General features: G+C 36.8%; 13 protein-coding genes and 1 pseudogene (1 of these 14 cut by a window edge). All 14 read right to left on the minus strand.

What is annotated here, in order from left to right; all coding sequences use genetic code 11:
- On the minus strand, positions 1–500 hold the 5' end (the start) of the coding sequence (locus QA584_RS23920) for an ABC transporter permease (RefSeq protein ID WP_278271617.1). 841 nt of this gene lie to the left of the window's left edge; the window shows 500 of its 1341 coding nt (coding positions 1–500); it begins with the start codon at positions 498–500; its stop codon lies off the left edge, out of view.
- Positions 490–762: a hypothetical protein gene (locus QA584_RS23925; RefSeq protein ID WP_278271618.1), complete on the minus strand. Its 273-nt coding sequence runs from the start codon at positions 760–762 to the stop codon at positions 490–492. The genes QA584_RS23920 and QA584_RS23925 overlap by 11 nt, the downstream gene beginning before the upstream one ends.
- Before the next feature lie 118 nt (positions 763–880).
- The gene (locus tag QA584_RS23930; protein WP_278271619.1) at positions 881–3367 is read right to left on the minus strand and encodes a COG1361 S-layer family protein; all 2487 of its coding nucleotides are present in this window, start codon (positions 3365–3367) and stop codon (positions 881–883) included.
- Between the two features lie 403 nt (positions 3368–3770).
- Positions 3771–4403 (minus strand): annotated as a pseudogene (locus QA584_RS28755) (ABC transporter ATP-binding protein); the annotation flags it as partial.
- Positions 4404–4598: 195 nt separating this feature from the next.
- Positions 4599–5810 (minus strand): AI-2E family transporter, encoded by a 1212-nt coding sequence (locus QA584_RS23940; protein ID WP_278271620.1) that lies wholly within the window; start codon positions 5808–5810, stop codon positions 4599–4601.
- Positions 5811–5935: 125 nt separating this feature from the next.
- Positions 5936–6550, minus strand: coding sequence for a cytidylate kinase-like family protein (locus tag QA584_RS23945; protein WP_278271621.1), 615 nt, complete (start codon positions 6548–6550; stop codon positions 5936–5938).
- 309 nt (positions 6551–6859) lie between these two features.
- On the minus strand, positions 6860–9673 hold the full coding sequence (locus QA584_RS23950; RefSeq protein WP_278271622.1) for a transglutaminase-like domain-containing protein: 2814 nt from the start codon (positions 9671–9673) through the stop codon (positions 6860–6862).
- Positions 9674–9678: 5 nt separating this feature from the next.
- Positions 9679–10905, minus strand: a complete 1227-nt coding sequence (locus QA584_RS23955; protein ID WP_278271623.1) for a DUF58 domain-containing protein — start codon at positions 10903–10905, stop codon at positions 9679–9681.
- A gap of 15 nt (positions 10906–10920) precedes the next feature.
- Positions 10921–11862, minus strand: a complete 942-nt coding sequence (locus QA584_RS23960; protein ID WP_278271624.1) for an AAA family ATPase — start codon at positions 11860–11862, stop codon at positions 10921–10923.
- A gap of 795 nt (positions 11863–12657) precedes the next feature.
- Entirely contained in the window at positions 12658–13719 is a 1062-nt protein-coding gene (gene ytvI, locus QA584_RS23965) for a sporulation integral membrane protein YtvI (RefSeq protein ID WP_278271625.1), read from the minus strand.
- Positions 13720–13734: 15 nt separating this feature from the next.
- Positions 13735–14412, minus strand: coding sequence for a potassium channel family protein (locus QA584_RS23970; RefSeq protein ID WP_278271626.1), 678 nt, complete (start codon positions 14410–14412; stop codon positions 13735–13737).
- Positions 14413–14464: 52 nt separating this feature from the next.
- Positions 14465–15757: a TrkH family potassium uptake protein gene (locus QA584_RS23975; RefSeq protein ID WP_278271627.1), complete on the minus strand. Its 1293-nt coding sequence runs from the start codon at positions 15755–15757 to the stop codon at positions 14465–14467.
- 17 nt (positions 15758–15774) lie between these two features.
- On the minus strand, positions 15775–16398 hold the full coding sequence (locus tag QA584_RS23980) for a DUF47 domain-containing protein (protein ID WP_278271628.1): 624 nt from the start codon (positions 16396–16398) through the stop codon (positions 15775–15777).
- Positions 16399–16836: 438 nt separating this feature from the next.
- A complete protein-coding gene (locus tag QA584_RS23985) occupies positions 16837–17889 on the minus strand; it encodes an inorganic phosphate transporter (protein ID WP_278271629.1) in 1053 nt (350 codons plus the stop codon).
- Positions 17890–18011: the final 122 nt, after the last annotated feature.

Raw genomic sequence — 18011 nt, forward strand, 5'->3', positions numbered from 1 at the left:
CTTGGGTTATAAAAGTTCATGAGTGAATCACTACCAAAAACAATTAACTTATTATTTTCAGGTGTCGGATAATTTCCGGCAGTTAAAGCCGGAAAATCAAACTCACTAAAGGTTGCACTATCCATTGCATATAACTGTAACTGTGATTCATAGTTACCGCTTTTTAGCATAACATTTGCTGATAAGATAGGCGAAACTGCTTTCACATGTTCAAGCCCTTTAATTTGTGCGACGAGACTATCATCCATACGCTGTTCTTTCGTATTAACATAATTACCGTCCGCATCCATTATATTGGCATATCTCTCCACTGTTACGGTAGTTAGACTTCCAAGTTCCATGACCTGTGATTTAAAATTAGTATTCATTCCAATCCCAATGGAAATCATAACTACTATAGAAATGGTACCAATAATCACACCGGTAACCGTTAATGCTGTTCTGGCTTTCCGTCGGCTAAGATTCCTAAGTCCCATTTTAATTAAATCACTAATCCTCATATAATTCATATCCTTTTTTTATTTTTCTCTTAGCTAACAATAACCCTAATAAAATGCTTACCGCTAATGTTGCAGTTGTAATTCCTATTACAAAGGGCCAGCTTGACATGAGAGGATCTTTAACTGACGGCCCTGCACCCATTGCATCTCCAGGCACTTCACTGACTGCATCGCCTCCGGTACTGGTAACCTTCCCGGTTGTAACAACAGCTTCATTCAGTAATACCTGTACATTAAAATTCTGATCCATTACTATATTCATATTTACCACCCATTGCATATCGTAAGTTTCTTACGATACTGCCACAAAGCAGGCTGAAAGAATCGTATTGTGGCATCCTTTCAATTCTTATTTTTCTTTCAACCTTACCACCCTAAGTCTATTCTGCCTCTTCCTGCTTTCTTAATTTTCTTCTATATAAACTAAGTCTTACTTTTCTTGTTACCGGAATTCCTATTACCAGTATAGCTAATTGTATGATTACAAAAGCCCATATGGGAAGAATCGGTGCCTTTCCAGCATCAGCAGGTGGTAATACACCCCCTGGTCCGCCTGCCGTTGGATCAGGAATTACATCACCTTGTATACTGCCTGTGAATTCTTTCTTAATGGAGACTTCATCTCCATTACTATCTTCGAAGGTAACCGTCAGTGTTCCTTTTGCCTCCCCTTCAACCAAAGGGATAACTTCTAATTCTTCCGGCTCCTGAACTCCGGCTTCTACATTACCGATATAAAGCATATCTCCGGAACTGAGCTTAAAATCTCCTTCAATTGATGCATGAACATTGTTAAGTGTAGATTTACCCATATTTAAAAAGTCAAAAGTCACGACTGTGGGCTGGTTAACAATTGCTGCCTCCCAGGAACCTACAACGATGTTATCTATTACCGGTCTTGCATTTTCCACTGCCTGCAGATTAATAGTCTCTTTCACAGTTTCTCCTATCTGACCGGTGGTAGGATTGGGTTTTGCTCCCTCGTATTCATAATCCATGGTTATATCCACCGGATATGCTTTCGTTGTCGCATCTGCTTTCGCTCTCAGTTCAAGAGTGTTCTGAACCGTTTCTCCGGCAGGTATCTTAGTTATGTAAAAGGTATTACTTCCGTTGTTTACTGTAAATATATTATCTGTCTGGGTTATTGTAACCTTAATGTTTCTGGCATCCACGCTGGAATGAGTGTTTTTTATATCAAAAGTAAAATTAAAAGTACTGCCTGCTCTTAATTCATCTTTATCTGCTGAATAATTACTGATGATTAATTTAGGTTTGCTGGTGCCTATTCCGTCATTTTTTACGTTTTGAATAAATAGGGTTGCCGTATCTGACTGGACTTTGCCGGTCTCATCTTTATAATCATACTTGATATTCAGGCTGTTGGTTCCTTCCACAACCGTTTCAGAAGCTTTTAACGGTATGGTTATTCTTCTTTTTTTGCCACCTGCTATTTTATCTATGTATTGATAAGGTTCAGAATTCATAGGGGCAAAACTAGCTCCCTCTGCACTTACTACCGCCACTTTTACAGTAGTGATATCAACTTTGCTTTTATTCTCTAAGTCAAAAGAAACATCTACCCGTGCCCCTGCATTCGGCTCATCCGGGCTTTGTGATACATTGCTTACCACAATATTGGGTTTACCGTCCGAATCAACACCGTCTGCTGCTATTACTTCCAGATATACCGTTGTTGAGGTTGTAAGTGCAGTTCCGGACGCATCTTTATACGCAATGGTTATGGGCACTTCTTTTAAACCCACTTTTGCTTCATTGGATACAATTAAGGGGATTTTAACATCAATTTTGTCACTATATTTAAGGTCTTTTACCGATATTGTCTTTGTCGTATATCCCGGTAAGAATCCATTTACATCCAAACCGCCTACCGATACTTCAATATTGTTCGCTTTTGTATCTCCTGCATTGCGCAGTGTCGTTACTAGATTAAAGCTGTCGCCGGCTTTTAATTCACTGGCATATTTGGTGCTTACTACTTCTATTTTAGGGGCTATACTGTTATTCTCAATATTTACGTACATATCAACCGTATTCGTTCCGGCTTCACCTTCATCATTCTTGTATTCCATCTTTACAGTTAGTTTTTTATTACCAGCTGTGGCAGCAGATGATATACTTACCGGTAAACTGATTTTATAAGTATCACCAGGAGATAGTCTTCCTGCTGTACCAATTTCCTGTTTTAATTTAGAATATTTAGGTATAATTCCTGCTGCTTCATAACCATCTACACTAAGGAAAGAATTAATAGCAGAGATTTGACCTTCATTCTTAACGGTAAAGGTCAATTTCGTATCATTGCCGATATACGCTTCGTCCATTTTAATGTTATCAATCGTTAACTGTGCCGGTTCTTTTTCATTATTGATTATAAGATAAGTAGTAGGAACATCAAGGGTAAAATTATGAACCGAACCATCATCCAGATTTATTGCTGTAAAATCTACACTGACCTTTAATTTATTTCTGGAGATCTTAGCTGTCTCCTTCACTTTTAAATCAAACTCTATATAGGTGGTCTCCGTATTGGATATTCCCGCAGGTGGATTTTCAGGTGTATAACCTGCCTGCGTATAGGTAATATTGGATACGGTAAATGGCATATTTTCCGTACTTACTGAAATTACCGGATCAAATATAAATCCCCCTACTGATTTTACAGGTAATTTTATATGTACTGTTTCCCCAGGTATTCCTGTTGTATTCTGAACTGATCCTACAAAGGTAATCGCAGTTGCCTTACCATCATAAGATTCCGCTCTGGCAGTTGTGTATCCGGTAAAATTACCAATGATTAAAGTCATCATTACAATTGCAGCAAAAATCTTTCTTGCCTTTTTCATTCTTTATCCCTCTTCTTCCTTTAATATTCTATTTCTTAATATCTTATAAGTAAATATTCCGATACATTTTATACGTTTTTATTGGTTCTTCCATAAATAATTAATTATTTATGGTCTTTACTTTATCTTCGTTGTCCGATGCTGCAATTTCGCTCTCAGTCTGTTCCTCTGTAATTATTGCAGAATTTGATTTTTCAGTAACTACAGCAGTTTCAGATGTCTTATCAGGTTCACTACCTGCTTGTATTATTTTATTGTCCTTTGGTTCAAGCTGATTTGGAGTTTCAGCTTCTGGTATTGCTTCTGAATTAATAATTGATTTCTGATCTATATTAATTTCTTCCCTATTTTCGACTTGATTATTTTCACTGATTTCTTCCGGTTTGACAGCCTTATGGTTTAATTCCACACTTTGGATTTTTCCATCTAAAATATGAATGATCCTGTCAGCGAAATCTGCCAGTCTTCTGTCATGGGTAACCATTACGATTGTCTGGTTGTTATCCCTTGCAATGGTTTTTATTAAGTTCATTACTTCCATTGCTGTCTTTGTATCCAGATTACCGGTAGGTTCATCTGCGAATACTATCTCTGGTTTGGCCACAAAGGCTCTTGCAATACCTACCCTTTGCTGCTGCCCGCCGCTCATTTCCTTCGGTTTATGGGATAATCGTGATCCTAGCCCTACCTTTATCAGCATATCCCTGGCCATCTTTCTCCTCGCCTTTGATTTAATACGTTTAAAAACCAAAGGAAACTCCACATTCTCCAGGGCTGTCATAGAGCCCATAAGGTTATATGATTGAAATACGAATCCCAAATAACGCTGTCTGAATCTTGCCAGACTGTTTTCATTCATTTTATGTATTTTCTTACCCTTAATAATGATCTGTCCGCCGGATAGCTTTTCAATGCCGGCCATTAAATTCAGAAGGGTTGATTTACCGGAGCCTGAAGTACCTAACAGGCAGCAAAATTCACCCTTTAGTATTTCAAAACTCACATCGTCTACTGCATAAATTTTTTCACTGCCCATTCGATATACTTTTTTCACATTCTTAACCTCGATTATCTTTTCAATCTGGTCATCCACTCTGGCAACCTCCTCCCTTTTATGATTCTTGTCTCTATAATATTCTACTCCAAAAATATTAAATAAAGTCTATGTTATTTCTTACATTTTTATTACTTTTTGTTAAATAATGTCAGGTTTTCTTTAACATCTTAATAATTATTTAGCAACACCTGATGCATCTTTCGTAATGCCTTGTTCTTCTTCCTTTTTTTCAAGTCTGTGATCTATATATCTCACAAATATTACTTTAATAAGTGCTCCTACCGGAACCGCTAAGAGCATACCCAGTAAGCCGCCTATGGCACTGCCGAATATTAAAGATATTATTACAAGTACCGGATGGATTTGGATGCTCTGGCTTAAAAGCTTTGGCGCTATAATATTGCCGTCTATTGCCTGAACAATAAATAAAGCAATTACTGCTATTATTAATTCCTTATATTGACCGTTAATAACACAGATCAGACCGGTACTTAAGTATGCTACAATAGGACCGCAGTAAGGTATCAAGTTTCCGATACCTGCAAGAATACCGATTATGACTGCAAACTTCACTCCGACAATAGACAGGGTAAGACTAATTATAATCATCATTACAAAAGCATCGGATAACTGTCCTCTGATATATCCGGAAAAAACACTATCCGCATCCGATAAAAACCTTACTATTCTTGCATTCCATTTATCACTGATTAATGCGCGGCTGACCTTCTTTAGGTATTCCGTAATCATTTTACCGTCAATCATAAAATAAATAGCAATAATGAAGGCAAATATAAAGGACGTTATATAAGAGGATATGTTACTGAGAGAGGTTACCAGGGATCCTCCTGCAAGCCTTAAGTAATTTAAGATATAAGTGGCAGCATCTTTAATATATTGGGTGATTTCATTGGATTGTATATTTAAACCATCCAGCTTACCTATAATATCATAATAAAATGCATTAATGGTATTCATATAGGATTGTGCAAGTACAACGATATCATCAAATTTTGCTACCCTTAACTGATCTGTTACACTGAATACAAGTAAGGAGATAATTCCCACTAAAACGATGAAGAAAAAAATAACCGTCGTAAATACTGCCCAGGAACGGGTAGATTTTAACTGCCAGTTTCTTATTCTGATTTTTTTTAACCGATTTTCAAAAAAGTCATTCAGAGGATTAAAAAGATAAGCAATTACAAAGCCAAAGACGATGGGTTTTGCTACTTTCATAAACCAATTTAAGCTATCCATTATGTTTCCCATAATGGATGGCGCACTTTTAGCCACTAAACTTAAGCAATAAATAATAATACAGGTTACAATTACGTAAATCGCAATCAGCGTATATCTCTTGTTTAATTTGTCATTCCATTTCATATAAAAACTCCTATTCGAATAATCTGGTACACTTCCTAACGAAATACAGATAACACTTTGGGTAATTACGACATGGGGACATAACCTATCGTAATTACCCAGCATTTTATCCTTTTATTTCATCTCTAATGTTCGTACTCTACATATGATTTGATGCAGTCTGCACATCTGTCCATACCAATATAATCACTTCGGATTGATAAATGATAATTCTCAATTTTTCCCCATTTGTCAGAGGAATGGTAATTGTAATAATTTGCTCTTCCTTTATCAATCTTATGGATTCTTTCCACAGCTTTTGCTTCCGTTAGTTTATCTGTCTCCATAACTCTTTTTATTCTGTAATTAATATCAGCCCATATAAATACATTAATTACACCAGGCTTTTCCTTTAATATATAATCTGCGCATCTGCCCACAATAACACAGGGTCCTTCTTGTGCAACCTTTTGGATGACATTGGTCTGTGCCAGATAAATCTGATCATCCAAGGAGACATTAGATATACCTAATTCCTGGTTCCCGTAAGCATTCATTCCCATGGCAATGGAATACAATAGGCTATTGGACGCTTTGTTTTCAGCATTCTCAAAAGCTGAAACAGCGAACCCGCTTTCCTTTGCAGCCCGGTTAATAAGTTCATTATCATAGAATGGAATTCCAAGCTTATCAGCAAGTTTTTTACCAATTACTCTTCCACCACTACCATACTGTCTGCTAATCGTAATTACATTCTTCATAAAACTCCTATCTGTGCGCAACTGCGCACGTATTAATCAGGATGTTGAAAAAATGTTTTGTTTTTTCAACTTACTCCAATCTGTGCGCATTAGCGCACGTACTAAACAGATGTTAAAAAATTTTTAGCTTTTTTCAACTTAATCCAATTTGTGCGCATCAGCGCACATACTACCTTTATCTTCGACATGTTACTGATCAATGTCAATATCCAGCGGTAAAATACCGTTGTGATTCATATATTATATTTTTATTATAGCATAGATGAAGTTTTCTGTGAACCTAATTTTGCGGTTAAAGGAATCTTTGGATTATCTAAAAACCTTAATAAACCTTAGTATAATCCTTTTAAAGGGACTGGTATTTTCATAGACAGAATGGATTAACTCCTTATAAAATTCTTCTGCCTCCTCCGATTCCTCTCTTGAAATACAATATTGATTAAATCTTGCCTTTAAAACAATATCAGTGAACCGCTTATACCTGCCTTCTTTTATATGCTTCCATTGTTTTTCAACCTGTGCTGCCGCTTCGTTAAAAGTCGTATTCTCCGGTATTCCTATTTGGTAATATTCCATCATACGCCCGATTTCATTGTAACGGAGCAGTACTCTTTTACTAAAATCAGTGGTTTTCTGAGCCTTTTCTCTTTTTTTCAATATAAGGAACGCCCTTACTAAGAGAAACATTATTGTTATACCCGCCAGAGATAAAATCCATAATAGTATCCAGGCCAGTTTTTCCAGATAAGAAATGACCCCCTTATCTTTTAAAGCCGTTGTCCCGGTTCCAGATACCTTACTGCCTCCGCTGTCTGCATCTTTTTCTCCGTCCGGAGCTAGAGTCTTGGTTGGCTTTGCCGTATCTTTTGAATTGTTTTTTGAATTGTCCTTTGATTCATTCTCCGCGCTATCCTTTGTACCATCCTTTAAGTCATTCTCATCAGCATCACCGGCTTTCGTTGGCGTCGGTATCTTAGGTGTCACGCTGTTCTTTCCCTGCTGCTGATTGTTCATTGTATCTGTAGTATCATTTGAATCAGAGGTCCCAGAAAATCCTGGTGTAACTTCTACCGGTGCCCATCCAAAACCGTCTACATATACTTCAACCCAGGCATGAGCATTGGCATCCGATATTTCAATCGTTTTCTCGTCCACCTGCTTCTCCAAAAACATTCCTCTCTTATGTTCCATCAATCCAACCGTACCTGTGACCTTACCCTGTGAGATGTCTTTCGTTTTTACAATGTAACCTTCCACATACCTCGCCGGCACACCCATAGTCCTAAGTATCATGACAGCTGCTGATGCATAATGAGAACAATATCCTGTTTTATTTTCGTATAAGAAATATTCTACAAAGTCCTTTCCTTTTGGCAAAATACCAGGTGCAAGGGAATATGAGGTAGTGGTGGAAAGATCACTCTTTACCAACTGGACTAAATTCTCCAGGGCCTGTGAACCGTATTGTCTTTTATAGTCATTATAGTGGATGCTTCCAAACTGTTCTTTTATCCGTTCTAATCCGGTATCCGGAACTCTGGTATACGTGTCATATACAAATTCCCGGTAAGCTTTTTCAAACCTACGGTATTCCTCCATCTCCCTTAGATTTTCAGGGAGGTCTTTATCGTCAATATCCCGAATTCTTTGCAGATATTTATTATAATAATTAGCGTATTCCTTCTCTTCGTCAAATTGAAGTGCATTGTTTAAGCCGCTGTAATAGTTTAATTCATACGTGTTCTGTTTCTTCTTAGGATTTACATATTCCGGATTCGAGACATCCATTAAAGTTCCCGGAGCATAGACTGAATAATAAGGTGCATAGATATAGTCGGGATTCGAATTAATCCCTTCTACTTCCATGTCATTAATATAATATTCAAAATCTGAATAAGCATCATTTTCGGCAAATTTTATCTGAGACAAAAAGTAACTGCTTTGATTTCCGATCGTAAAATCCGTTCCTTTCCAAAGATCAGCTATTTTGTCATATTTCTTTTTGTCTGCTTTACTAAGCTCGTCCCAGTAATCGCCTTTATATTCACTTCCTACATAGCCTTTTAGATATATGCTGTTATCCGTCGCCGCCGTTTTTAACTTAAGTGCCGTATGATAATTAAAATTCACTTCTCCTATTCTGCCCAGTTTACCACCGCTCAAACCACCGGAAGCCGTGATTCCCTGGAATAATTCCATACCGTCAAAGTGTAAGGAACTGATATTATTAACTGCCTCTTCCAGATTAAAATCCATCATTTCCTTTTGTATTTTTTCTTTTGTATCCGTGATTTTTATTTTACCAGAATAAAAATCCGGCGTTATGATAATGGATGTACACATTATTAATAATAACAGCAATGAAGCTAAAAACCCGCCGATTTTTAAGCCTATGACATATTTGAAATTCTGTTCCAAAAGCTTGTCATCGGCTTTTTGTTTTTCATGCAGGCTTTTTATATTGAAATGCCTGTGCTTTTCCCTTAACGTAGCTGCCATGCCAATAATACTTATTACAAAGGCCAAATAGACACCAAAAGGCAATGAGGAAGGAACGTACCCAACCGTAAAGGGTAACAGGACAAAAGCCACTGTAACAATCCCAAATATGATCCGGAATGAATTTCTTAAGATCAGACTACAGATGAGCTGACATAGAATTATAGTCACAAATATAAAAAAGATAGTATTTACTGCTTTTTCCGGATAATCGTCAACCAGATATTTTAGGATACTTGTTTCATAATAAGCATTGAATTTATCAATATATATATTTTCTACGTGCCAGAATCCATTTTTTATTTCATCCCAAAATAGATAGGCGGCAGCAAGATAGATCACTAAGGTTAAGGGCATGCTGTATTTTAACAGGCCATGCACTAAAAATGAGGTTAAAAAATACAGGGAGGACAGTAAACCCGCAGCAAACAGCACCGAGGTATAAACCGGTATATTAAGTCCGCTTATAAGGCTGAACAAGGTACCGTATACTCCTGCAGCTACCAGCATAAACTGTAGTAATTTTAGCCTGGGTGATATCAATATTTTATTATTTAAGGTAATCCGGTTTCTTCTTGTAAATTCAATTCCGTTGCCAGGTTCCCTTTCATTTTTATGAAACATGGATATCAGCCCCTTTCCAACCATAAATTGCCGACAGCCGCAATAGATTCTTTTATATTTTTTGTATCGATTTCAAAAAGAATAATCTTTAATTCCTGTATGAGTACTTTCATCGTTTCGCTTACAGGATTCAGTTCCATATCATTTACATAAATCAGATAAAAAAATGTTCCTTTATGATTTTGCACCCATCCATAAATCTCTTCTTCATTTAAAATTGATGTAATATAAATCACATGGGTATAAATCTCTTTCGGAAAACTTTCACTCTGTTCCGAAAGAATAACTCTTGAATCCGTGGTAAACTGATTCTTTAAAATTTCTTCCATAGCAGCAAGGCAATCTGTCTGGTTATGGATTCCAAACTGCCTTACAGCATTATAATTCTTATCGTACCAGGAAACTTTATGGACATGTTCATTGACTAACAGGTGATAGGATACAGATATTGCCAGATCCAGCAGTCCATCCACTATAGACAGCCTGGATTTCTGTGTTTCTTTGCAGGTAAATTCCATTAATACCAATACAGCATCCTGAATTGGATCACTGAATTCCTTGATCATCAGCTGATTCTGTTTATAGCTTAACTTCCAATGAATCCGGTTAGGCTTATCCCCTTCCCGGTACTCACGTACACCAAAGACCTCTGAAGGATCATCACCTGGTTTATATTCAGAATAGGTATCACTGTCTGCCAGGATAGTATTGTTTTCTATAATGATATCGCCAGGTATCTCATATGTTTCAGGCATTACGGCAACCTGAATGGATTGTCTGGTTTTTTTATTAACCGACCAGATTAAAAAATAATCATACAGCTTTACGCTTTTTACTTCAAACTGCATATTCCCGCAGTATTTAGAGGTAATTTGGCAGGATACATTCTGGGTACTTTTTTGGTCTACTGCCACCTGTATATTTTCCTTTTTTACCTCACCGGAAAATGTATTGTAATACTGGATAAAAAGATGCATACGTGAAACTGGAAAAACAGATGTGTTTTTCAGGTGTATAGTAAGGTTTAAGAATTCCTCTTTTCCAACTACCATAGTTGTGGAGTCCAGTTTTATTATTATCTTATAAGAGGAATAAATTACAATTCCAAGCAGAACAAATGGCAGCAGGACTGCTGTCAGAAAAATGATGCCGATAAAATACTCGTTATAAAGTACTGCAAAAAGACCGGCAAATATAAGAAAAAGAAGATACCCTAATTTATTTCTTAACATATGACAGCCTCCTGCCTAGCCAACTCTGGGAGCTTGTACCTGCTGTAATATTACCTCTACCATGCGGTCCATTGTTAAATCATTCAGTCTTGCCTTAGGTTTTAATAGCATACGATGGGAAGCCACGTCACGAAAAACCCCTCTTACATCATCCGGTATCAGATAATCCCTGTTATGGATAAAAGCAGTGGCTTTAGCCATATTGGTTAAAGCGATTGTTCCCCTTGGACTAAGACCTAATTCAATGAACGGATGCATTCTGGTCTGCATAACTATATTAACGATATAATCATAGATGGTCTCATGTATAAATACCTTTTCTACCATTGCCTGCATATTAAGAATATCCTCTTTGCCCACTACTCTTTGTACCGTAGCCATAGGATTCACTTTTTGTCTGCCTTTTAACATATTTACTTCACTGCGGATATCCGGATAACCCATAGTGAGTTTTATCATAAAACGATCCAGCTGAGATTCCGGCAGCATCTGAGTCCCTATGGATCCGACCGGATTCTGGGTCGCAATTACGGTAAAGGGTCTTGGTACCTCTTTTGTAATACTGTCCACCGTTACAGTTCCTTCCTCCATAACTTCTAATAGTGCTGACTGGGATTTCGGCGAAGTACGGTTAATTTCATCTGCCAGGAACAAGTTGCACATAACGGGACCAGGTTTGAACTGATAGCCGTCTCCGTCTTTATTTAAAAGGTGATAGCCGATTACATCCGTTGGCAGGACATCCGGTGTAAACTGCAGTCTGTTGTGTTCCAAATCCATGGCCTTTGAAAAAGCTAATGCCAGGGTTGTCTTTCCTACACCTGGTATATCTTCAATCAATATATGCCCTTTTGCAAGGATTGCCGTTAAGACTTTAGCTATGATATAGTTTTTTCCTATTATAACTTTACTTACTTCATTTATTATTTGTTTTGCATTTTCCACGTATGTCTCCATTACATAAATCCCCTTAGTTCTCCACATTTTTTTACCATAATAATTAACTATAGCGTATGTTGTAAATAATTTCAAGTTAATGTTGTATTAAGTAATAATGAATAATTTATGAATACGTTTATGGGGGGGCTTGATAAAATCAGATTTTGTTTTTGAGAAAGCATTGCAGGGGGGATGTTTTATATGCTTAGAATTCTTCGTCTGAATTCATTAATGGCTTTTGGATGTGGTAAAACAGAGTAAAAACGCACAAACTCCTCGCTTTGCTCGTCAGACAGTGTGCGTTTTTACTCTAAACCACATTCAAAAGCCATAAATGAATTTTTCAGACTCAGAATAAAGCGCATATAAAACATCCCCCCTGCAATGCTTTCTACGGAAGTTTTTAGACTGATTTTATCAAGTATTTGTTTTGTTCGTTAGCAGAAGAAAACCACTATGCCTGCTTCTTATCTACGAACCAATTATGTTTCTTTGATACTTTATTTAACCAGAAAGCCGGATAATGATCTCATTGGTTGAAAAGGCGTTAACCATAAGTATGTATCAATTATACTTTTATTGATTGATGGCATCCGGGTGATTATATATTTTTTTAACTCTTCTAATATTATTCAAAAAAATAAAGAGCCCGTATATCCAAAGAACAATTTGAATATACGGACTTTCTATTTAAATTTTAGTTTTTTATTTCTTTGCTATTTTCATAAATAATTTTTATCATTAATAATTATTATCACATTAATAATTATTAATATCACCCTTTTTATTACTAATATTAATTATCTTTTATTATCAGCGGAATACATGTATTGTACCCTCATCATTTAGTTTCTTAAGTATGGTTGCTGTAACCGGCAGGAGGAAGATTCCTACAACTCCTAATAACTGGGCTCCTACAAAGATACAGATTAGAGTTACTACCGGATGAAGACCAATCTGCTGACCTACCACTTTGGGTTCTAAGGTTTGTCTTACTACTGTTATGATGACATACAAGATTAAGATGCCGATTCCCATGGGATTGTTTCCGAATATGAAAGAGATAATAGCCCAGGGAAGCAATACAGCTCCTGTACCAAGGATGGGCAGTATGTCTACAAATGCAACCAGGGCGGCCACCAAAAACGAATTCGGTACTTTCAGTATGATAAATCCAACGGATAGTTCCAGGAAAGTAATTATGATTAAGGTAGTATATGCTTTGATAAACTTGCCGAGGGTTCCAATTACATTATCTTTTACTTTAATAATCATGCTTCTTTTTTCATCGGAAAACTGTTTTAATACAAATCCAGCAATACGGTGGTAATCTATCGTGAAGAAGAAAGAGGATACTATGGTAAAAATAAATTTAATTAAGATAGACGGAACCTGTCCCGCAAAACCGGTGATTGCTCCAACAACGGTGGAGGAAGCCTTCGTTAAGAAGGAGAATATGGAATCATTAATACTGTTAAAGATATCCTCCAGGTAATATTCGATATCCGGAAAACGCTTTAACAGTTCGTCGGAACCTTGATTGATCGCTGGTTCTATGGAATCTTTATAAAGTTTGGGCAGGTGGTAAAACAGATTCTGCAAAAATAAAAATGCCCTTGCACTCACAAGAATTGCCAGAGATGCAATGAAACTATAAAAAATAAGAAGAATGACAATGGATACGAAAGGTCTTTTAAGGTGCAGTTTACCAGATATGATATCGATGAAAGGCCGCAATACGGCCGCAACTATCAAACCAATGACAAAAGGCATCAGTAATGGCAGAAAATATTTAATGCTGATATATGCAAGTCCTAAAATTACTGCGAAATACGCAAAACGTACCAAAAACGACTTTTGCTTATTCAAATTCATTCTTCTTCTCCTATTTTATCGGATTCCTATTAAAAATTCCTCTAGTTGTTTAATGTTCATTCGTTTACCTATTACAACAATCTTATCATTCATTCTCAGCACGATATCCGGACCGATATCTGTCGTTGTCTTACCGTTTTGTTCCAGAGCAATGATGTTAAGATTGTATTTCTTACGCAGATTAGCCTGAACTACCGTCTGATCGGCAAGTTTAGCGGTTAAGCGAAGTTCTGCAATTGCAATGTCTCCGGTTAATTCGATGGAATCCAGGGTACTGGAGGAAATCAGCTTGTTAGCTAGTCGTATCGCCATATCGCTTTCCGGATATACGACTTCTGCGCCTATCTTTTCCAATACTCTTCCCTGCTCATAACTGATTGCCTTTGCGATGACCCGGGGTACTCCCATACTGATTACATTTAACGTAGTCAGTATACTTACATCAATCTGTTCACCAATACATACAATAACCGTAGCACAGTTTTGTATTCCCGCATCTTCTAAGGTTTCCTTGTCTAAGGGTCCTACAACAAATGCATTTTCTGTAATATTTCTGATTTGTTTGATCTTGCTCTCGTTATTATCAATAACCAATACTTCTTTTCCGGCATCTGCCAGGGTTTTTGCAAGTGCAAACCCAAAACGGCCAAGTCCTATTATGCCAAATTCTATGATTGATTTATGATTTACCATACTAACTCCTATCTGAGCGCTACAGCGCTTATCCTATATAATAATTACTATTTTAACCAATTGTTATGGTTTCCTCTGAATAGGAGACATTTGACATTGCTTTAAACGACCATATGGTAGCAATTGTGAGAGGTCCAAGGCGTCCGATAAACATGGTAAGTATAAGTATAATCTTGCTGAGCACGGATAAATCAGGTGTAATACCAGTAGTCAATCCAACCGTACCAAAAGCCGAAACCACCTCAAATAATATCTGTATAAAAGAGTATTCCGGTTCTATGATACTAATTAAAAATGTATCCACACAAACAAGAGAAATAGCTAAAAATGCAATGATGAAAGCTTTTATAACAACGTCATGAGGTATTTTCCTTTTAAAGGCTGAACAATGTTTATTTGTAGCTATACTATGTGCACTTTTAAATAATGTAAAAACCGTCGTCGTCTTGATACCACCACCGGTGGAACCGGGGGATGCTCCTATAAACATTAGTATTATAATAACAAAAAGACCTGCATTTGTAAATGACCCAACTGCATAAGTTGCGAATCCTGCAGTTCTGGCCGAGGTACTAAAGAAAAATGCTCCAAGCCAGGTAACGTTTTCTGTCAGCTTAATCAGTATAGTACCACTGACTAACAATGCCGCCGTCATGGTAATAACAATTTTGGTGTGGAGACTGAATTTCTTAAAGGAGTGCTTATGAATAATTTCTTTGATTACAAAAAAGCCAAGACCTCCGAATATAATCAGCCCGCAGGTTGTCAGGTTTAAAAGTACATTATCCGCATAATCTGCCAGACCTTTAAAACCTCCTAAAACATCAAAACCAGCGTTATTAAAAGAGGATACCGCATGGAATACGCTTATACCAAGGGCAGTAAGGGGCGGATAGTCTTTTATAAAGACAAGAAAACTTAATACCACACCGATTGATTCAAAACTTAAGGTTATTAACAAAACTGCCTTTACCAATTTAACGATTCCTTTAACGGAAGCCAGATTTAATGCTTCTTTAACAACCAGACGGTCCTTGAAACTGACTTTTTTCCTTGCCAGTACAAAAAAACCGACACCTACACATGCAAATCCTAAGCCACCAACCTGAATTAAAAGCGCTATTATAATTCTTCCAAAGACATTAAAGGAATCCCTGACATCTACAGTCCCCAGTCCTGTAACACATACTGCACTGGTTGATGTAAATAATGCATCTATGAAGGAAACCTTCACACCATTATTGGAGGATATAGGAAAAAACAAAAGTAATGCCCCAAAAATGATAACCGCTGCAAATCCTAAAACAATGAATCTGCCCGGACTCATTTTCTTTAATATAGCCACAAAAATCACCGTTCCTTCTATGAATTTTTCATAACTATGCTTTCAATGTCATTTGCCACATCTTCACAGGCATCACAGCATTTTTCTAATCTGCGGAATATCTCTGTCCATACCATCAGTTCGATTGGATCTTTTGTTGTCTTATAAAGGTTACGTACACCGTTAATATACAGGGTATCGCCTTCTTCTTCCAAACGGTTGATTTCTACGACCTCAGAATGTAATCTTTTTGACTTCTTAAAATTCTGGAATTCGTCCAAGGCAACATTCATTGATTTACAGCAGTCTACAATCATTTCAGTAAACTTTAATATCTCCGGGCGGATAGCCTGTACATTAAACATATCAATACAAATCAGGACATCTTCAACGGCATCCGTAACATCATCAATTTTTTGTGAAAGACTGGTTATATCTTCTCTTTCTATTGGAGGAAGGAATTCCTTAACAAGTCTGTTTAACATATCATGTTTGGCAATATCTGCTGAATGTTCGATATTGTGCATCTCGCGGATTTTTTCATCCAATTTCTTTATATCGAATTCACGTAAAGTTTTGTTTAAGATTTCTGCAGAATTTAATGAAAATTTTGATAAATGTACAAAAGCCTCAAAATAATTATAGTCTTTTTTACCTTTCATTATATCACCTTTATGTATCACAGTTTTCTGCAATACCGCCGCATCTATCGGTAATGATAGCGTTGCGGCTTTTCCTTTCTCTTAATTATTTTTTCATCCGGTTAATTAATTTATATATCCAGTAATTATACTATATATTTTACACTTTTTATACTATATATTTTTACAGTCTTTATACAGTATATTTTACCGTCTTTATACAATATATTTTTTACAGTCTTTATACGATTTATTTTTGCTGTCATTATGCAAAATATTTTACTTTATTAATCTATATATTCTTACAGTCATAAGACTATCATAATACGATATATTAACACAGCATTATTTAATTCTTTATTTCAAGTTTACTTTATTTTTATTTCATGATCCCTGTCTTATATAATTTTATCATTCGCTGTTTCATAACCATTTAAATAAGCAGTTTACAGCTTAAATTTAGAATATTCTCATAAAGATATAAGCCATCAGAAAACCAACTACACCGCATCCGGGGAAGGTCAATACCCAGGCCGCCGCCATTTCTTTTACTACGCTCCAATTAACAGAACTAAGCCGCTTCGAGGCGCCGACACCCATAATTGCCGTAGTCTTAGTGTGGGTTGTACTAACTGGAAGACCGAACACTGATGCCATTAAAAGACTTATCGCTCCTGCAAGATCTGCTCCGAATCCCTGATACGGATCCATCTTTACCATACCCATACCTACAGTCTTAATAATACGATAACCGCCGATGGAAGTTCCAAGTGCCATAACCAGTGAACATAAAATCATTAACCAGATCGGTATCTGAAAATTAGTTACATCACTCTTACCCTCTGCCAGGAAGATACCTAACATAAATACTCCCATAAACTTCTGTCCGTCCTGTGCACCATGCATGAAAGCCATGGATGCTCCACCAGCTATCTGAGCATATTGAAAAAATGGTCTGGATTTACGTTTGTCCACTTTTTTAAAGAGCAAACCTATCATTCTTACAGCAACATAACCAAGTCCAAAACCTAGTCCAGTCGAAAGTACCAAACCATAGATAACCTTAATCCATTCACCGCCATTAATTCCTGAAAATCCTCCCTGCAATGCAATAGCCGCACCGGAAACCCCTGCAATCAGCGCATGGCTTTCACTGGTAGGTATCCCAAAAGCCCAGGCTGCGGTAGCCCAGATTACGATTGCAAATAATGCAGCGCAAAGGGCGATTAAGGAATTCTTTGAATCCCCCCCAAAATCGACCATGTTATAGATTGTCTGAGCAACCGTTGCGTTTACCATGGTCATTACTAAGACACCGAAAAAATTAAAAATTGCCGCCATTATAATAGCTTTTTTGGGACTAAGTGAACGTGTTGAAACACAGGTTGCAATAGCGTTCGGAGCATCCGTCCAGCCATTAACCAATACTACACCCAGCGTAAGCACAACCGTAATTAATAAAGGCGGATTGCTTATCAGCTGATGCATGAATTCACTCAAAGAAATAGTCATATTTTTCTCCTTAAGTATAACATATTTTTTTACAAACAAGTGAATCTTAACACGGATTTTACATGAATACAACACGATTTTTACTTTCTTAACAATTTCTTAACTTGAAATTTACACTACTA

It is taken from the genome of Anaerocolumna sp. AGMB13025 (genome assembly GCF_029689925.1).
GTDB lineage: Bacteria > Bacillota > Clostridia > Lachnospirales > Lachnospiraceae > Anaerocolumna.

Coding starts and splice junctions, on each gene's coding strand:
- QA584_RS23940 (WP_278271620.1), bottom strand. CDS start 5,810: ATGAAATGGAATGACAAATTAAACAAGAGATATACGCTGATTGCGATT.
- QA584_RS23930 (WP_278271619.1), bottom strand. CDS start 3,367: ATGAAAAAGGCAAGAAAGATTTTTGCTGCAATTGTAATGATGACTTTA.
- QA584_RS23955 (WP_278271623.1), bottom strand. CDS start 10,905: ATGTTAAGAAATAAATTAGGGTATCTTCTTTTTCTTATATTTGCCGGT.
- ytvI (WP_278271625.1), bottom strand. CDS start 13,719: ATGAATTTGAATAAGCAAAAGTCGTTTTTGGTACGTTTTGCGTATTTC.
- QA584_RS23950 (WP_278271622.1), bottom strand. CDS start 9,673: ATGTTTCATAAAAATGAAAGGGAACCTGGCAACGGAATTGAATTTACA.
- QA584_RS23925 (WP_278271618.1), bottom strand. CDS start 762: ATGAATATAGTAATGGATCAGAATTTTAATGTACAGGTATTACTGAAT.
- QA584_RS23970 (WP_278271626.1), bottom strand. CDS start 14,412: ATGGTAAATCATAAATCAATCATAGAATTTGGCATAATAGGACTTGGC.
- QA584_RS23985 (WP_278271629.1), bottom strand. CDS start 17,889: ATGACTATTTCTTTGAGTGAATTCATGCATCAGCTGATAAGCAATCCG.
- QA584_RS23960 (WP_278271624.1), bottom strand. CDS start 11,862: ATGGAGACATACGTGGAAAATGCAAAACAAATAATAAATGAAGTAAGT.
- QA584_RS23980 (WP_278271628.1), bottom strand. CDS start 16,398: ATGAAAGGTAAAAAAGACTATAATTATTTTGAGGCTTTTGTACATTTA.
- QA584_RS23945 (WP_278271621.1), bottom strand. CDS start 6,550: ATGAAGAATGTAATTACGATTAGCAGACAGTATGGTAGTGGTGGAAGA.